This window comes from Pseudomonas piscis (assembly GCF_009380155.1).
Taxonomy (GTDB): Bacteria; Pseudomonadota; Gammaproteobacteria; order Pseudomonadales; family Pseudomonadaceae; genus Aquipseudomonas; species Aquipseudomonas piscis.
Genome location: NZ_WHUV01000001.1, coordinates 490790 through 514887 on the forward strand (window position 1 = coordinate 490790; position 24098 = coordinate 514887).

Sequence of the window (24098 nt, forward strand, 5' to 3'; positions counted from 1 at the left end):
TGTCCGGGAGGCGAGGATACTGGCCGCCGTTTTCCGTGACCTGACCTGAAGCCACCATGACGTTAAAAAGACTCTCTGTTGTATTGCTGGCCTGCCTGACGCTTTCCGCCTGCGGTGGGGTCGATCCCAATTCTCCCCTGGGCCAGCGCAAGGCGATCTTCAAGCAGATGCTCAAGACCGGCGAAGACCTGGGAGGCATGCTCCGCGGACGCATCCCGTTCGACGGTGCGCGTTTCGCCGAGGGCGCAGTGAAGCTCGACAACCTGTCCCACGAGCCCTGGAAGCACTTCCCTGCGGTCAAGGAAGAAGACCACACCAGCGCCACCGATGATGTCTGGCGCCGGCAGGCACGCTTCCAGGAGCTGGCCCGGGTCCTGGAGGCAGCCACCGGTGAACTGGTGGTCGCCAGCCAGGTCCAGCCCTACAAGGCCAGCAACCTTGGCCCGGCGGTGCAGAAGGTCGAGGACGCCTGTAGCGCCTGCCACAAAGAGTTTCGTAATCACTGATCCCGGCCGGGCAAAGCCCTGGCAGGGATGCCGGGGCTCCTCGTCATGTCGGGGCAGTGCCCGACCTACTTGTCCAGATCGTCCAGGGCTTGCTGCAGTTCCTTGCGGGATTCGGCGAGCTTGTCCTTGCGCTTGTTGATCTTCTCCGAGTCGCCCTTCTTCATGGCCTTTTCCAGGTCGGCCTGGCGGCGGCTGACTTCGTGCTTGGCGTCGAGGACCTTGTTTTCCCGCTCTTTCTTCAGCGAGGCGTCGGTGCAATGGGTGGTGACTTCATTCAGTGCGCGTTCCAGGCCGGCCTGCTGATCGCTGTTGCCGTGGGCCTTGGCTTGTTCGATCTGGGTCGTGATGGCCTGGCGCTTGGCGGCGCAGCCGGTCAGTTCGGGTGTTTGCTCGTTGGCCAACAGTGGCGCGCTCATCAAGCCGCATAGGGTCAGGGCTGCGAGCGAAGGAAAGATGTTCATTGACGGCTCCAGGTGAAAAAGATCAAAAAATAACCAATGAAGTAATACTGGGGCGTGCCGGAATGGGCTGTTGGAGCCCATTTCGGACCAGGTGGTTCAATACCCGACCCAGGTGAGCGACTAAAAACCTTCGACGCCGGCGTCATTCAGGGTGGCACGCAAGGCCAGCACCTGCGGGTCGCGAAAGAACGCTGCCAGTCGCTCTGCGCGCTCCACCCCAACCTCGGCTTCTTGTTGCCAGTCCAGGCTGCTCTTGAGTGCCAGCGCCTGCCATGGCCCGCCCAGGTCGGCCGCGCCACTGGGCGGCAAGCCCAGGGCCTTCAGCCAAAGCGCGAAGGGTCGCCGCCTGGCGTTGTGCAGGCTTTCGAGCAGGCGTGCGCTGCTGCGTTCGCCGAAGCCGGCCATGTTAACAAGCTCTGCCTGGTCGAGGGTCAACCAATCCAGCAGGCTCTTGATTCGCCCCGCTTGGACCAGTCGTACCCAGGTTTGCTCGCCGACATGCTCCAGGTTCAGGGCCTGCTTGCCACTGAGCCAGGTCAGGCGTGCCAGGAACTGGCTCTCGCATCCGGGGGAGGGTTGCCAGCAGCTCAGCGCGTGGAAGTCGCTCTGCACCGGCGCCTGGAGCGGTGGACGCTGCGGTGCCCTGAGGACCACGTCATCCAGGCGGGGAATGGTCAGGCCGGCGAGACTGACGGCCACCTGGTCGCCGGGGAGGATGTCCAGCTCGCGCCAGCGGCGTAGCGAGCCAGCGCTTACCCGGCGGATCTGCCGATCGTCGAGTGTGACCGGTTCGATGTGCAGCAGTGGTGTGATGCGCCCGGTGCGACCGACGCGAAACTCTACCTCGCGGACATTGGCCAAGGCCTGGATGTAAGGGTACTTCCAGGCGGCGATCCAGTGCGGGTTCCGGGCCTGCCATCGTTCGGCCGCGGGGCGTCGGCCCAGGCGCAGGATGATTCCGTCGCTGGCGAAGGGTAGCGCCGAGCGGTACCAGTGTTCGCGCCAATGCTGGGCCGCGTCGAAGTTGGCGATCCTGCGGCTGTATTCGCGGCCTTCGGTAAAACCCAGCTTGGCCAACTGCTCCAGGCGTTCATCCATCGCTTGTGGCCCTTGTGGCCAATCCCAGACGAACAAGCCGATTTGTGCCGCGGCATCGGGTTCCAGGTGTTTGCGGGCCATCCAGCCCGCCACTCGGCTACGGGCATTGCGGCTGCCGGCCCGGGCCTGCACGTGGCCCTCCAGGCGCTGGTACAGCTCACCCTGGAGCAACAGGTCCACGGGCTGCGGTAACTGTTGGGGAATGGCCGGGATCTGCCGGGCCACGCTGCTCCAGTCGTGGCCCTGCTGACCATCGCCCCGACTCAGTGCCTGGTGCAAGCGGCCCTTGCGGTAGATCAGGCTCACGGCCACGCCGTCGATCTTGGGCTGCACCCAGACTTCCCGACGGTTGCGCAACCAGAGTCGCACGGCGTCGGCGCCCGGGAGCTTTTCCACTCCGGTATGGGGCACCGGGTGAGCGATATTGCCGCGGGCGCTGGCCAGCGGACGGGATCTGGCCTGGGGCGCGAGGGGGAAGCAGCTTTGCAGCGTATCCAGGCGCTGGCGGGCCTGATCGTAGAGTTCATCGGCAACCAGCGCCTGGCCGTCCCGGTGATAGCTGGTATCCCAGCGCTGGAGCTGTTGGTGCAGGGTAGTGATCTCCACGTCGGCCCGGGTTGTCGGCCAGTCCGGGCAATGGGCCTGGGTCGACAGCGGGATGAAGATCGTCAGCAGGAGCAGTCTTGGCAGCATGGCGAGCGTCCTTGCCCGGAAAGGTCATGCTCAAAGGTTAGGTGCGGTGATGCGGGACGGGCGGGGCAGGTGTTTACCGGTTGTTTCCCGGTCGGTCCGGCAGGTGGTCCGGACGGCGACTTTGGTTGTAAGGCAGGGAATATGGAGGCAGGAGGGAGAAATCCGTGGGTACAAAAAAGCCCCGCCGGCATAGCCGGGCGGGGCCTTGGTGACGCGGGAAGGCTTACAGGCCGGCGGCGGCGCGCAAGGCCTCGGCGCGGTCGGTTTTTTCCCAGGTGAAGGTGGAGAAGGTGTCTTCGCCCACGGTCTTGGTTTCCGGAGTGCGGCCGAAGTGGCCGTAGGCTGCGGTTTCCTGGTACATCGGGTGCAGCAGGTCGAGCATGGTGGTGATCGCGTAAGGACGCAGGTCGAAGTGCTCGCGTACCAGCTTGATGATCTTGTCATCGCTGATCTTGCCGGTGCCGAAGGTGTTCAGCGAGATCGAAGTCGGCTGGGCGACGCCGATGGCGTAGGACACCTGGATCTCGCAACGCTCGGCCAGGCCGGCGGCGACGATGTTCTTGGCCACGTAGCGACCGGCGTAGGCTGCCGAACGGTCGACCTTGGATGGGTCCTTGCCGGAGAACGCGCCGCCGCCGTGGCGAGCCATGCCGCCGTAGCTGTCGACGATGATCTTGCGGCCGGTCAGGCCGCAGTCGCCCACTGGGCCGCCGATGATGAACTGGCCGGTCGGGTTGATGTGGAACTGGGTGTCCTTGTGCAGCAGCTCGGCTGGCAGCACGTGCTTGACGATCAGTTCCATCACGCCTTCACGCAGGTCGTTGTAGGAGACTTCCGGGTTGTGCTGGGTCGACAGCACCACCGCATCGATGCCGACCACGATGCCGTTTTCATAGCGGCAGGTGACCTGGGACTTGGCATCCGGGCGCAGCCATGGCAGCAGGCCCGATTTGCGGGCCTCGGCCTGGCGCTGCACCAGCTGGTGGGAGAACGCGATCGGGGCTGGCATCAGTGCCGAGGTTTCGTTGCTGGCGTAGCCGAACATCAGGCCCTGGTCGCCTGCGCCCTGGTCTTCAGGCTTGGCGCGGTCGACGCCCTGGTTGATGTCAGGGGACTGCTTGCCGATGATGTTCATCACGCCGCAGGTGGCGCCGTCGAAGCCGACGTCGGAGCTGGTGTAGCCGATTTCGCAGATGACGTCGCGGACGATCTGCTCCAGGTCGACCCAGGCGCTGGTGGTCACTTCGCCAGCAACGATGGCGACACCGGTCTTGACCAGGGTTTCAACCGCTACGCGGGCGTGCTTGTCCTGGGCGATGATAGCGTCCAGCACCGCATCGGAAATCTGGTCAGCGATTTTATCCGGATGCCCTTCGGACACGGACTCGGAGGTGAAAAGGGAGTATTCGCTCATCTCGACGGTTTCCTAAATTTACCGATGGTGAGTGTCGCCAGCCGGTCGCTGAAAATGGCGGACCTGGATCTGGAAACCATTACGTAAGCCTACATAGAGGCTTTCCCCGGGAGTCAGTCCCGCAGCGGTGGCCCAACGGGCCAGATCATCTTGTTCGAACCCTAGCCAGAGATCGCCACAGGCTTCTTTGGCCCAGCTCTGGTTATGGCTGCACAAGTCTGTCACCAGCAGGCTACCGCCTGCTTGCAGCAATTGCGCCATCTGCTTGAGTGCTTCGGCTGGCGCCGCGAAATGGTGCAGGACCATGTTCAGCACCACGCAGTCGGCCTTGAGTGGCATGCCTTTCAATGCATCGGCCAATTGCAGGCTGACGTTAGCCAGCGCTTCGCGCTCGCACAACTGGCGTGCCAGCTCCAGCATCGCCGGGCTGTTGTCCAGGGCGGTTACCTGGGCAAAGCGCCGGGCCAGCTCGGGGAGGAATCCGCCGTCGCCGGGACCGACCTCGATGGCTGTGGCTTCTGGCTTGAAGCTCAATTTGTCCAATAGCGCCAAGACGCTTTCGCGGTACTGCGTCAGTCCTGCGATCAGGTCCTGTTGGGCGCGGAATTTCTCCGCCACCCGGGAAAAGAAGTCTTCGCTGGCAGCGGCCCGTTGTCCGTGGACCAGGCCGATCCGCGACTGGACTTCGACCGGCAAGGGCAATTGGTCGACTTCATCCAGCAGCGCCGCATGCAACTTGCCACCCAGCAGTTCGGTGTGGGGCAAGGCGCGGCGGTAGAAGATCGCATTGCCTTCGCGGCGGGTGGCCACCAGCCCGGCCTGGGCCAGGACCTTCAGGTGATGGCTCATGCCCGACTGGCCGATGGCGAAGATCTGCGCCAACTCCAGTACGCCGAAGGAATCGTTGCTCAGGGCACGTAATACGTTCAGCCGTAACGGATCGCCGCCGGCCTTGCACAGGGCGGCCAGATCGTCGCAATCGTCATGGCGAATGTTGGATACATGCAGGTTCATGGGAGCGCAGTCTAGTGGCGCCCGAAACAGCCCGCAAGGCCAATATCAAAAAGTTTTGATATTGAGCTGTGCGAGGGCGATCCAGGGCTGTCGCCAGCCAGGATGGGGAACGGTGTCGGGGTTTGCCTGGTCGATTGAGTGGTTAGCCGTAGGAAAAACGTGCTTGAGTAACTATCTGTCATTGCCCCCGCCAGACGCCTGAGGGAAAATGCAGGCCTTTTTTCCGTTTTGTTTTGTCCAATCTTCAGGAGATCAGCGATGCCAAGCCGTCGTGAGCGTGCCAACGCCATTCGTGCCCTCAGCATGGATGCCGTGCAAAAAGCCAACAGCGGCCATCCGGGTGCCCCCATGGGTATGGCGGATATCGCCGAAGTACTTTGGCGTGACTACCTCAAGCACAACCCGAGCAATCCGTCCTTCGCCGACCGTGACCGCTTCGTGCTGTCCAACGGTCATGGCTCGATGCTGATCTACTCGCTGCTGCACCTGACCGGCTACGATCTTTCGATCGACGACCTGAAGAATTTCCGCCAACTGCACAGCCGTACCCCGGGCCACCCGGAATTCGGCTACACCCCGGGTGTGGAGACCACCACTGGCCCACTGGGTCAGGGCCTGGCCAATGCCGTGGGCTTCGCCCTGGCGGAAAAAGTCCTGGCGGCGCAGTTCAACCGTCCCGGTCACAACATCGTCGATCACCACACCTATGTGTTCCTGGGTGATGGCTGCATGATGGAAGGCATTTCCCACGAAGTCGCGTCCCTGGCCGGCACCCTGGGCCTGGGCAAGCTGATCGCCTTCTACGATGACAACGGCATTTCCATCGACGGCGAGGTCGAAGGCTGGTTCACCGACGACACGCCCAAGCGTTTCGAAGCCTACAACTGGCAAGTGATCCGCAACGTCGACGGCCACGATCCGGAAGAGATCAAGACCGCCATCGAGACCGCGCGCAAGAGCCCGCTGCCAACCCTGATCTGCTGCAAGACCACCATCGGTTTCGGTTCGCCGAACAAGCAGGGCAAGGAAGACTGCCACGGCGCGCCACTGGGCGCCGAGGAAATCGCCCTGACCCGCGAAGCCCTGAAGTGGAACCACGGTCCGTTCGAAATCCCTGCCGACATCTATGCCGAGTGGGATGCCAAGGAAGCCGGTCGCGCTGTTGAAGCCGAGTGGGACCAGCGTTTCGCCGCTTACTCCGCAGCCTTCCCGACCGAGGCCAACGAACTGGTACGGCGCCTGGCCGGTGACCTGCCGGCGGACTTCGCCGCCAAGGCCGACGCCTACATCGCCGAAGTGGCGGCCAAGGGCGAGACCATCGCCAGCCGCAAGGCCAGCCAGAACACCCTGAACGCCTTCGGTCCATTGCTGCCTGAGTTCCTCGGCGGTTCGGCGGACCTGGCCGGCTCCAACCTGACCCTGTGGAAAGGCTGCAAGGGCGTCAGTGCCGAGGATGCCAGCGGCAACTACATGTACTACGGCGTACGCGAGTTCGGCATGACCGCCATCATGAACGGTGTTGCCCTGCACGGTGGCCTGGTGCCTTACGGCGCGACCTTCCTGATGTTCATGGAATACGCCCGTAACGCGGTGCGCATGTCGGCGCTGATGAAGCAACGCGTCATCCACGTCTACACCCACGACTCCATCGGCCTGGGCGAAGACGGCCCGACCCACCAGCCTATCGAGCAACTGACCAGCCTGCGCAGCACGCCGAACCTCGACACCTGGCGTCCAGCCGACGCCGTGGAATCGGCGGTGTCCTGGAAGCACGCGCTGGAGCGCAAGGACGGTCCTTCGGCGTTGATCTTCTCTCGCCAGAACCTGCAGCACCAAACCCGTGATGCCGGTCAGATCGCCGATATCAGCCGCGGTGGTTATGTGTTGAAGGACTGTGCAGGCGAGCCTGAGCTGATCCTGATCGCCACCGGTTCGGAAGTGGGCCTGGCGGTGCAGGCTTTCGACAAGCTGACCGAGCAGGGCCGCAAGGTGCGTGTGGTATCCATGCCGTGCACCAGTGTGTTCGATGCCCAGGATGCAGGCTACAAGCAGTCGGTCCTGCCGCTGCAGGTCGGTGCGCGGATCGCCATCGAAGCCGCCCATGCCGACTTCTGGTACAAGTACGTGGGTCTGGAAGGCCGCGTGATCGGCATGACCACCTACGGTGAGTCGGCGCCTGCGCCTGCACTGTTCGAAGAGTTCGGCTTCACCCTGGACAACATCCTGGGCCAGGCCGAAGAGCTGCTGGAAGACTGAGAAAAGCACGTGGTGGCCTGTCCACCAAAGTCGCAAGCGGGGGCTGGTTTACCGGCCCCCGCTTGCGAGTGCGTATAACAAGTTCGTCTGCCGTGCCTGATCGAGAACCCCATGTCCCAATCGCGTCCTTATAAAGTTGCACTCAACGGCTACGGCCGGATTGGTCGTTGCGTCTTGCGTGCTCTGTTCGAGCGAGGGGCTGCGGCCGGGTTCGAGATCGTGGCCATCAACGACCTGGCCGACATGGCCAGCGTCGAATACCTGACACGCTTCGACTCCACCCATGGCCGGTTTCCCGGCGAGGTGACAGTCGATGGCGATTGTCTGCATATCAATGGCAACTGCGTGAAGGTGTTGCGCAGTGCCACTCCCGAAGGCATCGACTGGGCAGCCCTGGACATCGACCTGGTGCTGGAATGCTCCGGTGCCTATCACACCCGTGAGGACGGCCAGCGCTTCCTCGCTGCCGGCGCGCCGCGGGTGTTGTTCTCCCAGCCGATGGCCAGCGAGGCGGATGTCGACGCCACCATCGTCTACGGGGTGAACCAGGATTGCCTGAGCGGCGATGAGCTGCTGGTGTCCAACGCGTCTTGCACCACCAACTGCGGCGTGCCCTTGCTGCGCCTGCTGGACCAGGCCATCGGCCTGGAGTATGTGTCCATCACCACTATCCACTCGGCGATGAACGACCAGCCGGTGATCGATGCCTATCACCACGAGGACCTGCGCCGCACCCGCTCGGCGTTCCAGTCGGTGATCCCGGTGTCCACTGGCCTGGCCCGGGGCATCGAGCGCCTGCTGCCGGAACTTGCCGGGCGAATCCAGGCCAAAGCGGTACGGGTACCGACGGTCAACGTGTCCTGCCTGGATATCACCATGCAGACGGTCAGCGACACCGATGCCGCCGAGGTCAACCGGATCCTGCGCGAGGCCGCCACCAGCGGTCCGCTCAAGGGCCTGCTGGCCTATACCGAATTGCCGCACGCCAGCTGCGATTTCAACCATGACCCCCATTCGGCGATCGTCGATGCCAGTCAGACCCGCGTTTCCGGCCCCCGGCTGGTGAACATCCTGGCCTGGTTCGACAACGAATGGGGTTTTGCCAACCGGATGCTGGACGTTGCGGGCCATTACCTGCAAACAGCCGCTCCACTCTCTGCTTCTAATATTCAGTAACCCAGGAATTGCGACCCATGACCGTGTTGAAGATGACCGACCTCGATCTGCAAGGTAAGCGCGTGCTGATCCGCGAAGACCTCAACGTCCCAGTCAAGGACGGTGTAGTCACCAGCGACGCGCGGATCCTGGCTTCGCTGCCGACCATCAAGCTGGCCCTGGAGAAAGGCGCGGCGGTGATGGTCTGCTCGCACCTGGGCCGTCCGACTGAAGGCGAGTTTTCGGCTGAGAACAGCCTCAAGCCGGTGGCTGACTACCTGAGCCGCGCCCTGGGCCGCGAAGTGCCGCTGGTAGCCGACTACCTGGGTGGTGTCGAGGTCAAGGCCGGCGACGTCGTGCTGTTCGAGAACGTACGTTTCAACAAGGGCGAGAAAAAGAACGCCGATGAGCTGGCCCAGCAATACGCCGCCCTGTGCGACGTGTTCGTGATGGATGCCTTCGGTACCGCCCACCGGGCCGAGGGTTCGACCCACGGCGTGGCCAAGTTCGCCAAGGTGCCGGCGGCAGGCCCGTTGCTGGCGGCCGAGCTGGATGCCCTGGGCAAGGCCCTGGATACCCCGGCCAAGCCGATGGCGGCGATCGTCGCCGGTTCCAAGGTGTCCACCAAGCTGGACGTGCTCAACAGCCTGAGCGAGGTCTGCGACCAGCTGATCGTCGGCGGCGGCATCGCCAATACCTTCCTGGCCGCTGCCGGCCATCCGGTGGGCAAGTCGCTGTACGAGCCGGACCTGCTGGACACCGCCCGTGCCATCGCCGCCAAGGTCAGCGTGCCACTGCCAGTGGACGTGGTGGTGGCCAAGGAGTTCGCCGAGAGCGCCGCGGCCACGGTCAAGGCGATCGCCGACGTGGCGGCCGACGACATGATCCTGGACATCGGCCCGCAAACCGCTGCGCAATTCGCGCAACTGCTCAAGTCGTCCAAGACCATCCTCTGGAACGGTCCGGTGGGTGTGTTCGAGTTCGACCAGTTCGGCAATGGCACCAAGGTCCTGGCCCAGGCGATCGCCGATAGCACGGCGTTCTCCATCGCTGGCGGTGGCGACACCCTGGCGGCCATCGACAAGTATGGCGTGGCCCAGCAGATCTCCTACATTTCTACCGGTGGTGGCGCCTTCCTCGAATTCGTCGAGGGCAAGGTGCTGCCGGCGGTCGAAGTCCTGGAAGCCCGGGCCAAGGCCTGAGACTGCCATTGGCCGGGCAAAGGAGTGTTCTGATGGTCAAGACGTTGCCATTGCTGCTTGCCGTAGCATGGCTCGCGGGGTGCTCCGGCACTTCGCCGGGCCAGCCTGCGGATGCGGCCCAGAGGCCAGGGCAAGGTTGCTACCAGGCCGACTGGCAGGCCGAGACGGCACCGGTGATCAACAAGCGCCTGGGGCCTGAAGGCTTGGAGAAATACGAGACTCCGACAAGGACCCGGGAACAGGGTTGCCCTTGACGGGTCAGATTGGATAACGCGACGCGCCGGGCCCCGGGGTCCGGCCGAGGAACATCGATGAAAGCTTTGATCGCCGTGGCGATGCTGGGGCTGCTTGGCGGTTGCGCCGACTTGCACTTGCTCAAGTCGCCGAGCACCGACAACTGGACCACCTGGGTCTGCGACAGCCAGGCCCAGGTGCTCTGGCGCTACACCGACGACAGCCGCAAGGCCGTCGACGTGCGCCTGGGAGGCGACGACCAGGTACGCCGCTTGAAACTCGAGCCTAGCGGTTCGGGGTCGTTGTACAGCGACGACATGCTGGCGTTTCACGTCAAGGGTGAGGAAGGCCTGGTCTACTGGGTCGCCACCAACGACCTGATCGGCCGCGGCTGTAAAGCGCTGTAGGCCGGGAACCGATGCTGAACCTGTAGGAGCGAAGCTTGCTCGCGGTGCTACCCGGACATTGATCATGGATGTCGCCAGGCCGACCGCCATCGCGGGCAAGCCTCGTTCCTGCGGGGACGCAGGGCTCTTGAAATTGATGAAGTAACGAATCCGCAGGCCGGGCTGACCCCCGATCTGCAATCACTTGAATAGCAGTCGCCGCTACGGCAGGCTTGCACGATTAACGACCCTCGACCGGGAGAGACACACACAATGGCACTCATCAGCATGCGCCAGATGCTGGACCACGCAGCCGAGTTCGGCTATGGCGTTCCAGCCTTCAACGTCAACAACCTTGAGCAGATGCGCGCCATCATGGAAGCCGCTGACAAGACTGACTCCCCGGTGATCGTCCAGGCTTCCGCCGGTGCCCGCAAATACGCCGGCGCCCCGTTCCTGCGCCACCTGATCCTGGCTGCCATCGAAGAGTTCCCGCACATTCCGGTGTGCATGCACCAGGACCACGGCACCAGCCCTGACGTCTGCCAGCGCTCGATCCAGCTGGGCTTCAGCTCGGTGATGATGGACGGTTCCCTGGGTGAAGACGGCAAGACCCCGACCGACTACGAGTACAACGTCCGCGTGACCCAGCAGACCGTGGCCATGGCCCACGCCTGTGGCGTGTCGGTAGAGGGCGAGCTGGGCTGCCTGGGTTCCCTGGAAACCGGCATGGCCGGTGAAGAAGACGGTATCGGCGCCGAAGGCGTGCTGGACCACAGCCAGATGCTGACCGATCCGGAAGAGGCCGCCGACTTCGTCAAGAAGACCCAGGTCGACGCCCTGGCCATCGCCATCGGTACCAGCCACGGTGCCTACAAGTTCACCAAGCCGCCTACCGGCGACGTGCTGGCCATCGACCGCATCAAGGAAATCCACAAGCGCATCCCCAACACCCACCTGGTGATGCACGGTTCGTCCTCGGTACCGCAAGAGTGGCTGGCGATCATCAACCAGTACGGTGGCGACATCAAGGAAACCTACGGCGTGCCGGTCGAGGAGATCGTCGAAGGCATCAAGCACGGCGTGCGCAAGGTCAACATCGATACCGACCTGCGCCTGGCATCCACCGGTGCCATGCGCCGCCTGATGGCCACCAACCCGAGCGAGTTCGACCCACGCAAGTTCTTCGGCGCCACCGTGACTGCCATGCGCGACGTGTGCATCGCTCGCTACGAAGCCTTCGGCACCGCAGGTAATGCCTCGAAGATCAAGCCGATCTCCCTGGAAGGCATGTTCCAGCGTTACCTCAAGGGTGAGCTGAACGCCAAGGTCAACTAAGCCTCGGTCGCCTACGAAAAAGCCCGCAGCGATGCGGGCTTTTTTGTGCCTGCGTGCCGGCTCAGCTCTTGTTGTGGTCGATGTCCAGCTTGGAGAAGGTCACCTTGCCACCTTCGCTGGTGTAGCCGCTGTTGTCCTGCACATAGACCCCGGCCTTGAAGTACAGCGGTTTGTCACGCCAGGCAGCGCCCAGCCGGGTGTCCCAGCGGTAGCCGGCGGCGCTGATGCCCAGGACACCGCCCGGGCTCAGATGGATCAGGTAGGAAAACCTCCGGTCCATGGGCACGTTCTTGGCGATGCCGATGACCCGGGACCGGGTGTCCTCCGGGCGCATGCGCACCTTGGCCACGATGTTGCCGCGCCCCTGACTGGCCTTGTACTGGTATTCCAGCTTCACCAGCGGCCGGGTGCTGTTGTACGCATGGATCTGGCCGATGACGATCTTGCCCGAGGAGGGCACCTGGTTCACTGCCAGGGTGGCCTGCAGCAGGTTGTCGGCCTCGGGGTAGGTCCAGTTGCGCAAGGTGCCGTTGGCATAGGTCTCGCGCAGCTCGGTGCGTGGATAGATGGCGTTCTCGGTCTTCGAGCCGGTGACTGGCGACCAGAAGAACAAGGTGCCGGAATCGGCATGGAAGTATTGGTTCTTGAAACCCTTGACCAGGGTCGGGGTATCGATGGTGGCCGGCGGGCTGCCGACGGGAACGCTGAGGTTCCAGGTTGCCAGGTCGATCATGGGGAAGGTTCCGCAAAAGTGTACCGGGCGCAGCTGGGCGAAGGCTCCAGACCGCGCTTCTCGGGTGTTTTTTAGCCCTCGCAAGGATGTTCCAGCAAGCGCCGTACGGCGGAAAAATGACGCCAGTGAAGTGTCCAGGTGCCATATTCATGGATTGCAATGCGGCAGAACTGTGACCGTTAGTCGGGAGCAGGGGCCATTGGCGGAGTGATGGCTCCATGACAGCTTCTGCTTTTGAATATCCGGGTCTAGAGTGAAACCTCAGTTTTTGTCAGGTTTTCTCACCAGTTCAGTCTTATTACAGACAAGAGAAGCAGCATGGAATGCGTGCAACCGGAGACAGCCGAGGGCCACTCCACTCTTCTGATCGTCGATGACTACCCCGAGAACCTCCTGAGCATGCGCGCGCTGTTGCAGCGCCAGGATTGGCGGGTAATGACCGCCGCCTCGGGTGTCGAGGCCCTCAGTCTGTTGCTGGAGCATGAGGTGGACCTGGTCCTGCTCGACGTGCAGATGCCGGGCATGGATGGTTTCGAAGTGGCCCGCCTGATGCGCGGCAGCCAGCGCACGCGCCTGACCCCGATCATCTTCCTCACCGCCAACGAGCAATCCCAGGATGCCGTGATCAAGGGGTATGCCAACGGTGCGGTGGACTACCTGTTCAAGCCCTTCGATCCGCAGATCCTCAAGCCCAAGGTCCAGGCGTTGCTGGAACACCAGCGCAACCGCCGGGCCCTGCAGCACCTGAGTCATGACCTGGAGCAGGCCCGGGCCTTCAATGCCTCGGTGTTGGACAACGCCGCCGAGGGCATCCTGGTGGTGGACGAGGAGGGGCGGATACGCTTCGCCAACCCCGCGGTGTCGCGCTTGCTCAATGCCCAGGTGAAAGATCTGGTGGGCTCGGCCTTCCTCGATTACCTGCAGAATCCCCATGTCCCGGACTGGCACGTGTCCGAGTTGTACGCCAGTTATCGCCGGGGCGAAACCTTCCGCCTGCATGACGCCCTGCTGCGCACCGTCCCCGGCCAGCAGATCAGCGTGGCGTTGTCCTGCGCCCCGCTGCCCAGCGAGCAGAAGGCCATGGTGGTGACCCTGCTGGACATGTCCGAGGTGCGGCACCTGCATCAGCAGCTGGAATACCAGGCGGTCACCGATCCCTTGACCGGGCTGCTCAATCGCCGGGGTTTCTACCAGACAGTGGAGAGCATCCTGTTGCGCAGTGACCGCTCGGGAAAGTCCCTGGTCCTGCTGTACCTGGATCTGGACGGCTTCAAGCGGGTCAACGACTCCCTCGGCCATGACGCCGGCGACCGGATACTGCGCTGGGTCTCGGAACAGCTGAAGGAGGGCCTGCACTCGTTCGACATCATCGGGCGCATGGGGGGCGACGAGTTCACCGCCTTGCTGGAGCTGGGATTTCCCGAGCAGGCGGCGAAAGTCGCCGAACGGTTGATCGAGCGCTTGTCCATCACCCAGCAGATCGATGGCATGGACGTGGTCCTGGGAGCCAGCATCGGCATCGCCATCTACCCCGACTGCGGTTCCAACCTGGATGGCCTGCTGCGGGCCGCGGACATTGCCATGTACGAGGCCAAGCGTGCCGGCCGCCAGCAGTATCGCTATTACGACCACGAGATGAACGGCCGCGCGCGGTCCCGGTTGATGCTCGAGGAAAGCGTGCGCAGTGCGGTGGAGCGCAAGGAATTCACCATGGTGTACCAGCCCCAGGTGGCGATCGCCGATGGTCGCCTGCGTGGTTTCGAAGCCCTGCTGCGCTGGCGCCACCCCAGTGTCGGCGATGTGCCGCCGGGGCTGTTCCTGCCGCTGCTGGAAGAGGCGCGGCTGATCAGTCTCCTGGGCAGCTGGATCTACCAGCAGGGCGCTGCGCAGCGCAAGGATTGGGAGCAGGTGTTCAGCCCCGAGCTGGTGCTGAGCGTCAGTCTCAGCGCGACCCAGTTCAGCATGCCCAACCTTTCGGCCGAGCTGCGCCAGGTGCTGCTGCGCAACGGCCTGCAACCGCGTCAGCTGGAGGTCGAGGTCACCGAGGCGGCGCTGACCCAGAACCTGGGAGAGACCCGCAAGCAATTGCAGCAATTGCACCAGCTGGGCGTGCGCGTGGCCCTCGACGACTTCGGCTCGGGCAGTTGCTGCCTGGCCTTCTTGCGTGACCTGCAACTGGATACCCTCAAGCTCGACCGGCACCTGATCGCCCGGTTGCTGACTTCACCGCGGGACGCTGCGATCGCCCGCTGCGTGATCGACCTGTGCAAGCAATTCGGGCTGCTGGTGATCGCCGAAGGCGTGGAGACTCTCGAGCAATACCATTGGCTCAAGGACAACGGTTGCGAATACGTCCAGGGTTTCCTGGTGGCGCGACCCTTGACCGCCGGCAGCGCCAGCCAGTTCGTCCAGCCCTTCGACTGGAGCGCGCTACAGGCCTGAATTCGCTAAACTGGCGACCCTTGCCCCTGGCGTCGCCGTTGCCCATGACCGTATTGAAATACCTCCAGGCCTATCCAGTCGCCCTGCAAGAACAGGTGCGCCAGCTGATCGACGAAGACCGCCTGGGCGAGTACCTGGAGCGGCGTTATCCACACAAGCACGGTGTGCAGAGCGACAAGGCCCTGTACAGCTATGCCCTGGAGCTGAAGCAGGAATACCTGCGCAACGCGCCGGCCATCGACAAGGTGCTGTTCGACAACCGCCTGGACCTGACCCATCGCGCCCTGGGCCTGCACACCACGGTGTCGCGGGTACAGGGAGGCAAGCTCAAGGCCAAGAAAGAGATCCGCATCGCCTCGCTGTTCAAGGAGGCGGCGCCCGAGTTCCTGCGCATGATCGTGGTCCACGAGTTGGCGCACTTCAAGGAATCGGACCACAACAAGGCGTTCTACAAGCTCTGCGAGCATATGCTGCCGGGCTATCACCAGCTGGAGTTCGACCTGCGGGTCTACCTCACCTGGCGCGACCTGCAAGCCAAGGCGGGCGCGCCACACTAGCAAGGAGTGGGCGATGGATGTGAGCAAGACCAAGAGCAGTTTCTACCGCCGGCTGTACGTGGCGTACTTGATCGACAGTGGCCTGGCCAGCAGCGTGCCGGCCTTGACCGAACTCACGGGCATGCCCCGGCGCACCGCCCAGGACACCATCGCCGCCCTGGCCGACCTGGACATCGTCTGCCAGTTCGAACAGCAGGACGGCGCCCGCAACCACGCCGGGCATTACCGGATCCACAGCTGGGGGGCCATCGACAAGGCCTGGATCGAACCCAACCTGGGCCAGATCAAGACCGTGCTGGGTTATCCCTGAGCCTCAGCTACGGCGCATGCCGATGTGCGGGATATCGTCTTCCAGATACTCCTCGCCCACCACGCTGAACCCATAGCGGCCGTAGTAGGCCTGCAGGTGGGCCTGGGCCGAGAGATAGATCGGTGTCTCGGGCCAGTGCCGCTGCGCCTGTTTCAGGGCCTGCTCCATCAGCGTATGCCCCAGGCCCTGGCCCCGTGCCTGCTCGGCGATCACCACGCGGCCGATCACCACGTCGCCGCCCTGGGAGATCGGGTCCAGCAGGCGCAGGTAGGCCACCAGGCGGTCACCGTCCCAGGCCATCAGGTGGCAGGTGTCGCCTTCCAGGTCACGGCCGTCGACTTCCTGGTAGGGGCATTTCTGTTCCACGACGAAGACTTCGGTACGCAGTTGCAAGATGGCGTAGAGCTGTTCCTTGCCCAGATCGGTGTGGTGTTTGCAGACCCATTCGATGGTCATTTTCTTATCCTGTGAAAAGAGCTGCGCGAAATACTAAGCACATCGCCAACGGATGTCTTGTCGACAGGTGTATGGAGTTTGTTTCTGTGAGATGGGTCAAAATGCCATTACTCCGTTCACTGGTTTTTCCCTTCTTTGTGTAATCTGTTTTGCAAGTCCTGTGCATTGGCTGTGATGAGCTAATGTTAGGACCTGGGTGGTCGCTGCATGGGCCCTCGAGTGTAGGCTGGAACGCGCTGGGCCCTGCGCCCGCTAAGGATCTTCAAGCATGCTGCGATTGCATCGGGCTTTGGCTTTGATCGGATTGCTGTTGCTGGGCCAGGGCGCTTCTGCAGAGAAGTTGCGGCTGGTCGCTGATGCCTGGCCTCCGTTTACCGACTCGACCCTGGTCAATGGCGGGGTGGCCACCGATATCGTCAGTACCGCGTTGGCCCGCGCGGGTTATGCCAGCGAGTTCGAGCAGGTGCCCTGGGCCCGGGCGCTGCTGGGGATCGGCGAGGGCCGCTACGACGTCCTGGTCAATGCCTGGTACAACGACGAACGCACCCGCCTGGGGCAGTTCTCCGCCGAGTACCTGGTCAACCGCATCCGCTTCCTCAAGCGCAAGGACGCTCCACTGGAGTACCTCAACCTCAAGCAGTTGCACGAGTACCCGATCGCCGTGGTGCGCGGCTACGCCTACTCCTCTGAATTCGACAACGATTCGGACTTGCAGAAAGTGCCGGTGCACAACTTCGCCATGGCCGTGCGCATGCTGGCGGCGGACCGGGTCAAGCTGACCCTGGAAGATGAATACGTCGCCCGTTACTACCTGGCCCGGGAGTCGCCCCGGGTGCGCAATGCGGTGGAGTTCCTGCCCAAGCCCTTGAGCGAGAACAGCCTGCATATCCTGGTGAGCCTGAAGAACCCCGAGCATGCGCAGATCGTCGCCAAGTTCGATCGCGAGATCGCCGCCATGAAGGCCGACGGCAGCTACGCCCGGTTGCTTCGCCAGCACGGCATGTAGCAGGCCGGTTGCCATCGCTGCGTTGAAAACAAGCTGAAAATGCTCATTTGCCACTCGTAATCTGCGCATTTTCGCCTGTTTTTGCCTGGCGCTGACTGCCTCGCCTACGTTTTCAACGGCCTGCTAAAAGCGCCGGCAAGCTTCCCGGGACCGTCGGAGCCGTTACCTTGGCGCTCGCGGTTTCAGGCCGGCGCTTGCTCTGTGCCTTTGATCAGGTGGGCCGCCAGGGTCCGCAGCGGGCCCAGCTGGCGGCAGATCAATCCCAGCTGGGTCTGTACCAGGCGCTGCTCTTCATCGATTTCATCCGGCATCTGTTCCAGCTCGTTGGCCAGGGCTTCCTCGGCGTCGCTCTGGATGGCGATCGGGGTCCTGCTGGCCAGGCCCTGGGCGATCTCGTCGATACTGGCCGCCAGGCTGCTGCCGGCACCGCCGATCAGGTGCTCGCGGACTTCCTCCGGCAGTTGGGTGCCACGGTGCGCGCCCAGGCCCGAGAGGTAGCTGAGCAGGGTGTGGGACAGCACCAGAAAGCGGAAGCCCACGTCTGCCTCCTTGCGAAAGTGCCCGGGCTCCATGAGCATGTTGGCCAGGGTGGTGGACAGCGCCGCATCGGCGTTGTGGGCGTTGCGTCGGGCCAGGCGGTAGGCCAGGTCGTCGCTCTTGCCGGCGGCGTACTGCTGCATGATCTGGCGCAGGTAGATGCTGTTGCACGCCAGGGTGTTGGCCAGTACCTGGTTCAGGCGCCGACCCTGCCAGTCCGGCAGGAACAGGAACACCGCCAGCCCGGCGATCAGGCTGCCCAGCAGGGTATCGAACAGCCGTGGCAGGAACAGCCCATAACCGTCGCCCACCTGGTTGAAGCAAAACAGCACCATCAGGGTGATGGCGGCGGTGGCCAGGGTGTAGCGGGTGGTGCGGTTGGCGAAGAACACCACGCCGGCGGCAATGGCGAACAGCGACTGCACCAGCGGGTTGGGGAACAGGTCGAACAGCGCCCAGGCGATGGTCAGGCCGATGGCCGTGCCGATGATCCGCTGGCCCAGCTTGCGCCGGGTGGCGCCGTAGTTGGGCTGGCAGACGAACAGCGTGGTGAGGATGATCCAGTAGCCCTGGGACGGGTGGATCAGGTGCACCATGCCGTAGCCGATACTCAGCGCCAGGGGCAGGCGCAGGGCATGGCGAAACAGCAGCGAAGTGGGTGTCAGCTGGGTGCGCAGGCGGGTCCAGACGTCCTTGAGGTTGCGCGGCGAGCGGTCCAGCAGGCTGCTGTCGGTGGCATCGGCCAGGGCATCGGGGTTGCTGGCATCGCTGAGCAGGCGGTCGAGGGTGCCGAGGTTGGCGGCCAGCGCCCGCAGCGAGCGTAGCAGCCCGCGCCAGGCCGGGTTGCTCTGGATGCGCAGGTGTTCCAGCGAGGCTTGCAGGTCGCTCAGGGCTTCGGCGAAGCCGGAGTCGTAGACGAACGGCTGGCGCATCTGGATCGATTCCGCCAGGGCCCGGCAGGCCTTGCCTTGCTGGCGCAGCAGGCGCTGGCAGCGGAACAGCACGTCGCTGTGGAAGAAGGCGTCGGCCAGGGCGTTGTAGGGGTAGTGCGAGGAGCTGGCGCGCTCATGGATGTCCTGGGCCAGGAAGTACAGCTTCAGGTAGCGGCTGACCTTCGACCCCGGGCGGCCGTTGCCGACCCGGTGCAGGATGATTTCCTTGGCACTGTTGAGCGCGGCCACCACCTTGCCGTTCTGCCGCGCCAGCTCCAGGCGCCGGGCTTCCACGTCCAGCTGGCGAATCGGCTCGAACAGCGACGACTTGAGCTTGAGGTAGTAGCCCAGCTCGCGAAACAGCCGGGCCAGGCTCTGCTGCACCGGCTGGTTGGAAAACATCGCCTGCCACAGCACCGAGAGCAGGCCGTACCAGGCGGCGCCGGCCACCAGCAGCACCGGCTCGTGCCAGAAGTCGATCACCGCGCCGCCGCGCTGGTCGACGCCGATCATGGTGTAGACCGAGAGGATCAGGGTCGCCGAGGCGATGGCGCCATAGCGCTCGCCCAGGGCGCCGAGCATGGTCAGGCCGAAGCCGGCCAGGGCCAGGGCGATAGCGAAGATCCAGGGGTAGGGGAACAGCAATTCCACCGACAGCGCGGCGATGCTGAAGCACACCAGGGTCACCGCCAGGGCATTGAGTCGGCCTTGCCAGCTGTCGTCGGTTTCCGCCAGGGCGCTGGCGATGACGCCGAGGAACAGCGGGATCAGCAAGCTCATCTCGTCCTGGTACCAGCACAGCGCCATGCTGCCGGTCAGGGCGATGAATACCCGCACGCTGTAGCTGAATTTATCCAGCGCCCAGAGGCGGCGCAGGGATTGGCGAAAAGAAGTCGATGACATGGATTGGGAGGAGCCTTCCGGGCGATGCCGCTAAATTGAGCCAGTATTGACGACGGCGCAATGCCGCCGTCACATCCGCCAGCAAATTCTGTTCCCGGCGATGTTCCTCGGCCCCTGCCGGCGCCAAGGGCCGGCGCGGCTTCAGGCGTACTGCGCCGCCGCGTAGCCCGAGGCCCAGGCCCACTGGAAGTTGAAACCGCCCAGGTGGCCGCTGACATCCAGCACTTCGCCAATGAAATACAGTCCCGGGCTCTTCAGCGATTCCATGGTCTTGGACGAGACTTCACGGGTGTCGACCCCGCCCAGGGTCACTTCGGCGGTGCGGTAGCCTTCGGTGCCTGCCGGTACCAGCTGCCAGTTGCCGAGCTTGTCGGCGACCTCCGCCAGCTCGGCGGGGGTGTACTGCTTCATCGGCTTGGAGGCGAACCAGTGATCGGCCAGGAGGCCGGCCATCTTCTTGGTGAAGATCTCCCCCAGCAGGGTCTTGAGTTCGCTGTTGGGGCGCTCGGCCTGCTGCTGTTGCAGCCAGCCCAGGGCATCGTGGTCCGGCAGCAGGTTGATCTCGATGCTGTCGCCAGGCTGCCAGTACGAGGAAATCTGCAGGATCGCCGGGCCGCTGAGGCCACGGTGGGTGAACAGGATGTTCTCGCGAAAGCTCTGGCCGTTGCAGCTCACCAGGCAGTCCACCGAGGTTCCGGACAGCTCGCCGCACAGCTCCTTGAGCTGGTCGGTGATGGTGAAGGGCACCAGCCCGGCACGGGTCGGCAGCAGCTCATGGCCGAACTGCCTGGCCACCTGGTAGCCGAAGCCGGTGGCCCCCAGGGTCGGGATCGACAGGCCGCCGGTGGCTATCACCAGGGACTGGCAGCGCACCTGGCCCAGGGTGGTCTGCAGCAGGTAGCCCGACTCCAGTTTCTCGATCTGCTGGATCGAGGTGTCCAGGCGCAGCTCGACCCCGGCCTGGTCGCATTCGGCCAGGAGCATGGCGAGGATGTCGCTGGACTTGTTGTCGCAAAACAGCTGGCCGAGCTTCTTCTCGTGGTAGGGCACGCCATGCTTGGCCACCAGGCCGATGAAATCCCACTGGGTGTAGCGGGCCAGGGCCGACTTGCAGAAGTGCGGGTTCTGCGACAGGAAGTTGGCCGGCTCGGTGTACATGTTGGTGAAGTTGCAGCGCCCGCCACCGGACATCAGGATCTTCTTCCCGGCCTTGTTGGCATGGTCCAGCAACAGCACCTGGCGCCCACGGCCAGCGGCGGTCAGGGCGCACATCAAGCCGGCGGCGCCGGCGCCGATGATCACGACTTCGGTAGAGCGCAAAACGGTGTCCTCGAGAGTGCAGGCAAATGAACCTGTAGCCGCTGCCGAAGGCTGCGACAAGCCCCGCAGGGGCTCCACGGCCTCAACAGCGGCGCCTCCTTCGGAGACGTTCGCAGCCTGCGGCAGCGGCTACAGATCGAGCGGGTGGGTTACAGGATACGTACGCGCAGCGAACGGCCCTTGATCTTGCCGCTATTGAGGCGTTGCAGGGCCTGCTTGGCGATGCCGCGCTCCACGGCCACGTAGGCCTGGAAGTCGAAGATCGCGATCTTGCCGACCTGGGCGCCGGGGATGCCGGCCTCGCCGGTCAGCGCGCCGAGGATATCGCCCGGGCGTACCTTGTCCTTGCGCCCGGCGGCGATGCACAGGGTGCTCATGGCCGGCAGCAGCGGGCCGCCGCCCTTGCTCTTCAGGCCGTCGATCTGCTCCCAGTTCAGCGGCGCCTTCTGCAACTGTTCGATGGCCTGGGCACGGTGGGCCTCGGACGGCGACACCAGGCTGATGGCGATGCCTTTCTCGCCGGCGCGACCGGTACGGCCGACCCGGTGGATGTGGATTTCCGAATCCCGCGCCAGCTCGACGTTGATCACCATGTCCAGGGCGTCGATATCCAGGCCCCGGGCGGCGACATCGGTAGCTACCAGTACCGAGGTACTGCGGTTGGCGAACATTGCCAGCACCTGGTCGCGGTCGCGCTGTTCCAGGTCACCGTGCAGGCCCACTGCAGACATGCCCTTGGCGGTCAGGTGGTCGACGGTTTCCTGCACTTGCTGCTTGGTGAAGCAGAAGGCCACGCAAGACTGCGGGCGGAAGTGGTTGAGCACCTTGACCACCGCATCCATGCGATCTTCCGGGGAGATTTCGTAGAAGTGCTGTTCGATCTGGCTGTCGCTGTGCAGCGTCTCGACTTTTACCTGTTGCGGATCGCGCATGAACTTCGACGCCAGCTGCTTGATGCCCACCGGGTAGGTGGCGGAGAACAGCAGGGTCTGCCGGCGTGCCGGGGTCTGGCCGATGATGGCTTCGATGGCATCGTAGAAGCCCATGTCGAGCATGCGGTCGGCTTCGTCGAGCACCAGGGTGTTGAGGCCGTCGAGTTTCAGCGTGCCCTTGTCCAGGTGCTGGGAAATGCGTCCCGGGGTGCCGACGATGATGTGGGCGCCATGCTCCAGCGAAGCGATCTGCGGGCCGAAGGGCACGCCGCCGCAGAGGGTCAGGACCTTGATGTTGTCCTCGGCGCGGGCCAGGCGGCGCAGCTCCTTGGCGACCTGGTCGGCGAGCTCGCGGGTCGGGCACATCACCAGGGCCTGGCAGCCGAAGTAGCGCGGGTTGATCGGGTTCAGCAGGCCGATGCCGAAGGCCGCGGTCTTGCCGCTGCCGGTCTTGGCCTGGGCGATCAGGTCCAGGCCCTTGAGGATCACCGGCAAGCTTTGCGCCTGGATCGGCGTCATCTGGGCATACCCGAGGGAGTCGAGGTTGGCCAGCATGGCGGCAGACAGGGGCAAGGTATTGAAAGCGGTGGCGATGGTGGTCACGGGACGGGCCTGCAAAACAAAATGTCGCGCAGTGTATCAGCCCCGCTCCCCCTTCCTGCAATTTCTGGACGAAAAGTAGCCAGGACTTTCCATGGCTCCTACGGGGAGATGGTCAATCAGTGCTCGATATGCTCCTGGACCTTGCGCGTCCTGCGGCCATCGTTGGGCGACAACTGGAGGAAGATCGCCGCCGCCAGCATGGCCATGAGGCCCACGGTGAGGAAGGTCAGCTGGAAGGCGCCGAGCACCGTGTCGCCGCCATCGCTGTCCATGGATGCGGTGAAGCCGCCCAGCAGCGCCCCGGCGCAGGCCACCCCCAGGCTCAGGGACAGTTGCGCCACCACCGACAACAGGCTGTTGCCACTGCTGGCGGCGGCATCGTCGAGGTCGATCAGGGTCACGGTGTTCATCGCCGTGAACTGCAGCGAGTTGATCGCCCCCAGCACCGCCAGCATGCCCAGCAGCAGCGGGTAGGGCGTCTGCTCGCTGACCAGGCCCATGCTCGCCAGCATCAGGCCCAGGGCCAGGGTGTTGCCGGTGAGCACCAGACGATAGCCCAGGCGCTCGATCAGCGGTCGGGCAATGGACTTGGCGAGCATCGCCGCGGCCGCCAGGGGCAGCATGCTCATGCCGGCCTGGGACGGTGAGTAGCCCAGGGCCACTTGCAGCAGCAAGGGCACCAGGAACGGCAGGGCGCCGCTGCCCAGGCGGGCGAACAGGTTGCCGAGGATGCCCACGGCGAAGGTCCGCACCTTGAACAACGACGGGGCGAACAGCGGATCGGCGATATGCCCGGCACGCAACCAGTAGGCCGCCAGGCAAGCCAGGCCGGCGAACAGCAGCAACATCACCCGCAGGTGCGGCAGGTGCAGTTCGCCCAGGCCTTCCATGGCGATGGTGATCAGCACCATCGCCGCGCCGAACAGCAAGAAGCCCAGGCCGTCGAAGCGGGTGCGTTCGCTGCCGCGCAGGTCGGGGATGAAGCGCCACACCGCGTAGCAGCCGATGGCGCCTACCGGCAGGTTGATCAGGAAGATCCAGTGCCAGGTCAGGTACTGCACCATCCAGCCGCCCATGGTCGGACCGATCAGCGGGCCCAGCAGCCCGGGAATGGTGATGAAACCCATGATCCGCACCAGTTCCGAACGCGGGTAGGCGCGCAGCACCACCAGCCGCCCCACCGGCAGCATCAGCGCGCCGCCCAGGCCCTGGATCACCCGGGCCGCCACCAGCATGCCCAGGGAACCGGAAAGGGCGCACAGCAACGAGCCGACGCTGAACAGCAAGATCGCGCCGAAGAAGATGTTGCGGGTGCCGAAGCGATCGGCGATCCAGCCCGAGGCCGGGATCAGCAGCGCCACGGTGAGCATGTAGGCGATGACCACGCCCTGCATGCGCAACGGGTCTTCGGCCAGGTCCCTGGCCATGGCCGGCAGCGCGGTATTGAGGATGGTGCCGTCCAGGGACTGCATGAAGAAGGCGATGGCCACTACCCACGGCAGCCAGCGGATAGTAGTGGCATCGAGTGGCGGACGTTCGGGCATGGGACCTCAACAACGACAGAGGTAGGTTGCAAGCTTCGAGTTGCAAGCTTGTGGCTTGCAACTCTA

General features: G+C 64.0%; 21 protein-coding genes. 11 read left to right on the forward strand and 10 right to left on the reverse strand.

Going from position 1 to position 24098, the window contains the following annotated elements; all coding sequences use genetic code 11:
• Window positions 1-56: 56 nt before the first annotated feature.
• Entirely contained in the window at window positions 57-506 is a 450-nt protein-coding gene (locus GDH07_RS02315) for a c-type cytochrome (protein WP_031320657.1), read from the forward strand.
• Window positions 507-571: 65 nt separating this feature from the next.
• Here the strand turns inward: GDH07_RS02315 and GDH07_RS02320 are convergent, their stop codons facing one another.
• The 4 genes from GDH07_RS02320 to GDH07_RS02335 all read right to left on the reverse strand — a co-directional run bounded on the left by GDH07_RS02320 (window position 572) and on the right by GDH07_RS02335 (window position 5186).
• Window positions 572-967 (reverse strand): DUF1090 domain-containing protein, encoded by a 396-nt coding sequence (locus GDH07_RS02320; protein WP_022641576.1) that lies wholly within the window; start codon window positions 965-967, stop codon window positions 572-574.
• A gap of 120 nt (window positions 968-1087) precedes the next feature.
• Window positions 1088-2758, reverse strand: coding sequence for an NAD-dependent DNA ligase LigB (ligB, locus tag GDH07_RS02325; RefSeq protein WP_152896595.1), 1671 nt, complete (start codon window positions 2756-2758; stop codon window positions 1088-1090).
• Window positions 2759-2981: 223 nt separating this feature from the next.
• Window positions 2982-4172 (reverse strand): methionine adenosyltransferase, encoded by a 1191-nt coding sequence (gene metK / locus GDH07_RS02330; RefSeq protein ID WP_152896596.1) that lies wholly within the window; start codon window positions 4170-4172, stop codon window positions 2982-2984.
• A gap of 18 nt (window positions 4173-4190) precedes the next feature.
• Window positions 4191-5186 carry an ArsR/SmtB family transcription factor gene (locus tag GDH07_RS02335; RefSeq protein ID WP_053134009.1) on the reverse strand — a complete coding sequence of 332 codons (996 nt, stop codon included), beginning with the start codon at window positions 5184-5186 and terminating at the stop codon, window positions 4191-4193.
• Between the two features lie 258 nt (window positions 5187-5444).
• On the opposite strand from GDH07_RS02335, the gene tkt reads away from it, so the two are divergent.
• From tkt to fba, 6 genes are all read left to right on the forward strand, one after another.
• Window positions 5445-7442, forward strand: a complete 1998-nt coding sequence (gene tkt / locus GDH07_RS02340; RefSeq protein ID WP_022641573.1) for a transketolase — start codon at window positions 5445-5447, stop codon at window positions 7440-7442.
• 111 nt (window positions 7443-7553) lie between these two features.
• Entirely contained in the window at window positions 7554-8618 is a 1065-nt protein-coding gene (epd, locus tag GDH07_RS02345; protein WP_152896597.1) for an erythrose-4-phosphate dehydrogenase, read from the forward strand.
• 17 nt (window positions 8619-8635) lie between these two features.
• Complete coding sequence (locus GDH07_RS02350; protein WP_152896598.1) at window positions 8636-9799, forward strand: phosphoglycerate kinase; 1164 nt, start codon at window positions 8636-8638, stop codon at window positions 9797-9799.
• A gap of 32 nt (window positions 9800-9831) precedes the next feature.
• Window positions 9832-10053 (forward strand): hypothetical protein, encoded by a 222-nt coding sequence (locus GDH07_RS02355; RefSeq protein WP_152896599.1) that lies wholly within the window; start codon window positions 9832-9834, stop codon window positions 10051-10053.
• A gap of 57 nt (window positions 10054-10110) precedes the next feature.
• Window positions 10111-10440 carry an MliC family protein gene (locus tag GDH07_RS02360; RefSeq protein WP_152896600.1) on the forward strand — a complete coding sequence of 110 codons (330 nt, stop codon included), beginning with the start codon at window positions 10111-10113 and terminating at the stop codon, window positions 10438-10440.
• A gap of 252 nt (window positions 10441-10692) precedes the next feature.
• The gene (gene fba, locus GDH07_RS02365) at window positions 10693-11757 is read left to right on the forward strand and encodes a class II fructose-bisphosphate aldolase (RefSeq protein ID WP_022641550.1); all 1065 of its coding nucleotides are present in this window, start codon (window positions 10693-10695) and stop codon (window positions 11755-11757) included.
• Window positions 11758-11818: 61 nt separating this feature from the next.
• Here the strand turns inward: fba and GDH07_RS02370 are convergent, their stop codons facing one another.
• A complete protein-coding gene (locus tag GDH07_RS02370) occupies window positions 11819-12490 on the reverse strand; it encodes a polysaccharide lyase family 7 protein (RefSeq protein ID WP_152896601.1) in 672 nt (223 codons plus the stop codon).
• Between the two features lie 318 nt (window positions 12491-12808).
• Here GDH07_RS02370 and GDH07_RS02375 point away from each other — a divergent pair, with 318 nt between their 5' ends.
• The 3 genes from GDH07_RS02375 to GDH07_RS02385 are packed head-to-tail and all read left to right on the forward strand — an operon-like array spanning window position 12809 to window position 15799.
• Entirely contained in the window at window positions 12809-14932 is a 2124-nt protein-coding gene (locus GDH07_RS02375; protein ID WP_152896602.1) for a putative bifunctional diguanylate cyclase/phosphodiesterase, read from the forward strand.
• Window positions 14933-14976: 44 nt separating this feature from the next.
• Entirely contained in the window at window positions 14977-15489 is a 513-nt protein-coding gene (locus tag GDH07_RS02380; protein WP_053134110.1) for a M48 metallopeptidase family protein, read from the forward strand.
• Window positions 15490-15502: 13 nt separating this feature from the next.
• Window positions 15503-15799, forward strand: coding sequence for a winged helix-turn-helix domain-containing protein (locus GDH07_RS02385; protein WP_085594538.1), 297 nt, complete (start codon window positions 15503-15505; stop codon window positions 15797-15799).
• 3 nt (window positions 15800-15802) lie between these two features.
• Here GDH07_RS02385 and GDH07_RS02390 read toward each other — a convergent pair whose 3' ends face one another.
• Window positions 15803-16255: a GNAT family N-acetyltransferase gene (locus GDH07_RS02390; protein ID WP_022641545.1), complete on the reverse strand. Its 453-nt coding sequence runs from the start codon at window positions 16253-16255 to the stop codon at window positions 15803-15805.
• Window positions 16256-16523: 268 nt separating this feature from the next.
• On the opposite strand from GDH07_RS02390, the gene GDH07_RS02395 reads away from it, so the two are divergent.
• Entirely contained in the window at window positions 16524-17261 is a 738-nt protein-coding gene (locus tag GDH07_RS02395) for a substrate-binding periplasmic protein (RefSeq protein ID WP_022641544.1), read from the forward strand.
• Window positions 17262-17443: 182 nt separating this feature from the next.
• Here GDH07_RS02395 and yccS read toward each other — a convergent pair whose 3' ends face one another.
• From yccS to mdtD, 4 genes are all read right to left on the reverse strand, one after another.
• Complete coding sequence (yccS, locus tag GDH07_RS02400) at window positions 17444-19633, reverse strand: YccS family putative transporter (RefSeq protein WP_152896603.1); 2190 nt, start codon at window positions 19631-19633, stop codon at window positions 17444-17446.
• A 141-nt stretch (window positions 19634-19774) separates the two neighbouring features.
• Complete coding sequence (locus GDH07_RS02405) at window positions 19775-20953, reverse strand: BaiN/RdsA family NAD(P)/FAD-dependent oxidoreductase (protein ID WP_053134023.1); 1179 nt, start codon at window positions 20951-20953, stop codon at window positions 19775-19777.
• 149 nt (window positions 20954-21102) lie between these two features.
• Window positions 21103-22440: an ATP-dependent RNA helicase DbpA gene (gene dbpA / locus GDH07_RS02410; protein ID WP_246195921.1), complete on the reverse strand. Its 1338-nt coding sequence runs from the start codon at window positions 22438-22440 to the stop codon at window positions 21103-21105.
• A 164-nt stretch (window positions 22441-22604) separates the two neighbouring features.
• On the reverse strand, window positions 22605-24032 hold the full coding sequence (gene mdtD / locus GDH07_RS02415; protein ID WP_022641541.1) for a multidrug transporter subunit MdtD: 1428 nt from the start codon (window positions 24030-24032) through the stop codon (window positions 22605-22607).
• Window positions 24033-24098 lie beyond the last annotated feature (66 nt).

What these genes read in the sequence shown, in the direction of transcription:
- yccS (WP_152896603.1), bottom strand. Translation starts at nt 19,633, where the DNA reads ATGTCATCGACTTCTTTTCGCCAATCCCTGCGCCGCCTCTGGGCGCTG.
- GDH07_RS02350 (WP_152896598.1), top strand. Translation starts at nt 8,636, where the DNA reads ATGACCGTGTTGAAGATGACCGACCTCGATCTGCAAGGTAAGCGCGTG.
- GDH07_RS02335 (WP_053134009.1), bottom strand. Translation starts at nt 5,186, where the DNA reads ATGAACCTGCATGTATCCAACATTCGCCATGACGATTGCGACGATCTG.
- GDH07_RS02375 (WP_152896602.1), top strand. Translation starts at nt 12,809, where the DNA reads ATGGAATGCGTGCAACCGGAGACAGCCGAGGGCCACTCCACTCTTCTG.
- metK (WP_152896596.1), bottom strand. Translation starts at nt 4,172, where the DNA reads ATGAGCGAATACTCCCTTTTCACCTCCGAGTCCGTGTCCGAAGGGCAT.
- GDH07_RS02385 (WP_085594538.1), top strand. Translation starts at nt 15,503, where the DNA reads ATGGATGTGAGCAAGACCAAGAGCAGTTTCTACCGCCGGCTGTACGTG.
- fba (WP_022641550.1), top strand. Translation starts at nt 10,693, where the DNA reads ATGGCACTCATCAGCATGCGCCAGATGCTGGACCACGCAGCCGAGTTC.
- epd (WP_152896597.1), top strand. Translation starts at nt 7,554, where the DNA reads ATGTCCCAATCGCGTCCTTATAAAGTTGCACTCAACGGCTACGGCCGG.
- GDH07_RS02315 (WP_031320657.1), top strand. Translation starts at nt 57, where the DNA reads ATGACGTTAAAAAGACTCTCTGTTGTATTGCTGGCCTGCCTGACGCTT.
- GDH07_RS02390 (WP_022641545.1), bottom strand. Translation starts at nt 16,255, where the DNA reads ATGACCATCGAATGGGTCTGCAAACACCACACCGATCTGGGCAAGGAA.
- GDH07_RS02320 (WP_022641576.1), bottom strand. Translation starts at nt 967, where the DNA reads ATGAACATCTTTCCTTCGCTCGCAGCCCTGACCCTATGCGGCTTGATG.
- ligB (WP_152896595.1), bottom strand. Translation starts at nt 2,758, where the DNA reads ATGCTGCCAAGACTGCTCCTGCTGACGATCTTCATCCCGCTGTCGACC.
- GDH07_RS02360 (WP_152896600.1), top strand. Translation starts at nt 10,111, where the DNA reads ATGAAAGCTTTGATCGCCGTGGCGATGCTGGGGCTGCTTGGCGGTTGC.
- GDH07_RS02355 (WP_152896599.1), top strand. Translation starts at nt 9,832, where the DNA reads ATGGTCAAGACGTTGCCATTGCTGCTTGCCGTAGCATGGCTCGCGGGG.
- mdtD (WP_022641541.1), bottom strand. Translation starts at nt 24,032, where the DNA reads ATGCCCGAACGTCCGCCACTCGATGCCACTACTATCCGCTGGCTGCCG.
- dbpA (WP_246195921.1), bottom strand. Translation starts at nt 22,440, where the DNA reads ATGCTGGCCAACCTCGACTCCCTCGGGTATGCCCAGATGACGCCGATC.
- GDH07_RS02395 (WP_022641544.1), top strand. Translation starts at nt 16,524, where the DNA reads ATGCTGCGATTGCATCGGGCTTTGGCTTTGATCGGATTGCTGTTGCTG.
- GDH07_RS02380 (WP_053134110.1), top strand. Translation starts at nt 14,977, where the DNA reads ATGACCGTATTGAAATACCTCCAGGCCTATCCAGTCGCCCTGCAAGAA.
- tkt (WP_022641573.1), top strand. Translation starts at nt 5,445, where the DNA reads ATGCCAAGCCGTCGTGAGCGTGCCAACGCCATTCGTGCCCTCAGCATG.
- GDH07_RS02370 (WP_152896601.1), bottom strand. Translation starts at nt 12,490, where the DNA reads ATGATCGACCTGGCAACCTGGAACCTCAGCGTTCCCGTCGGCAGCCCG.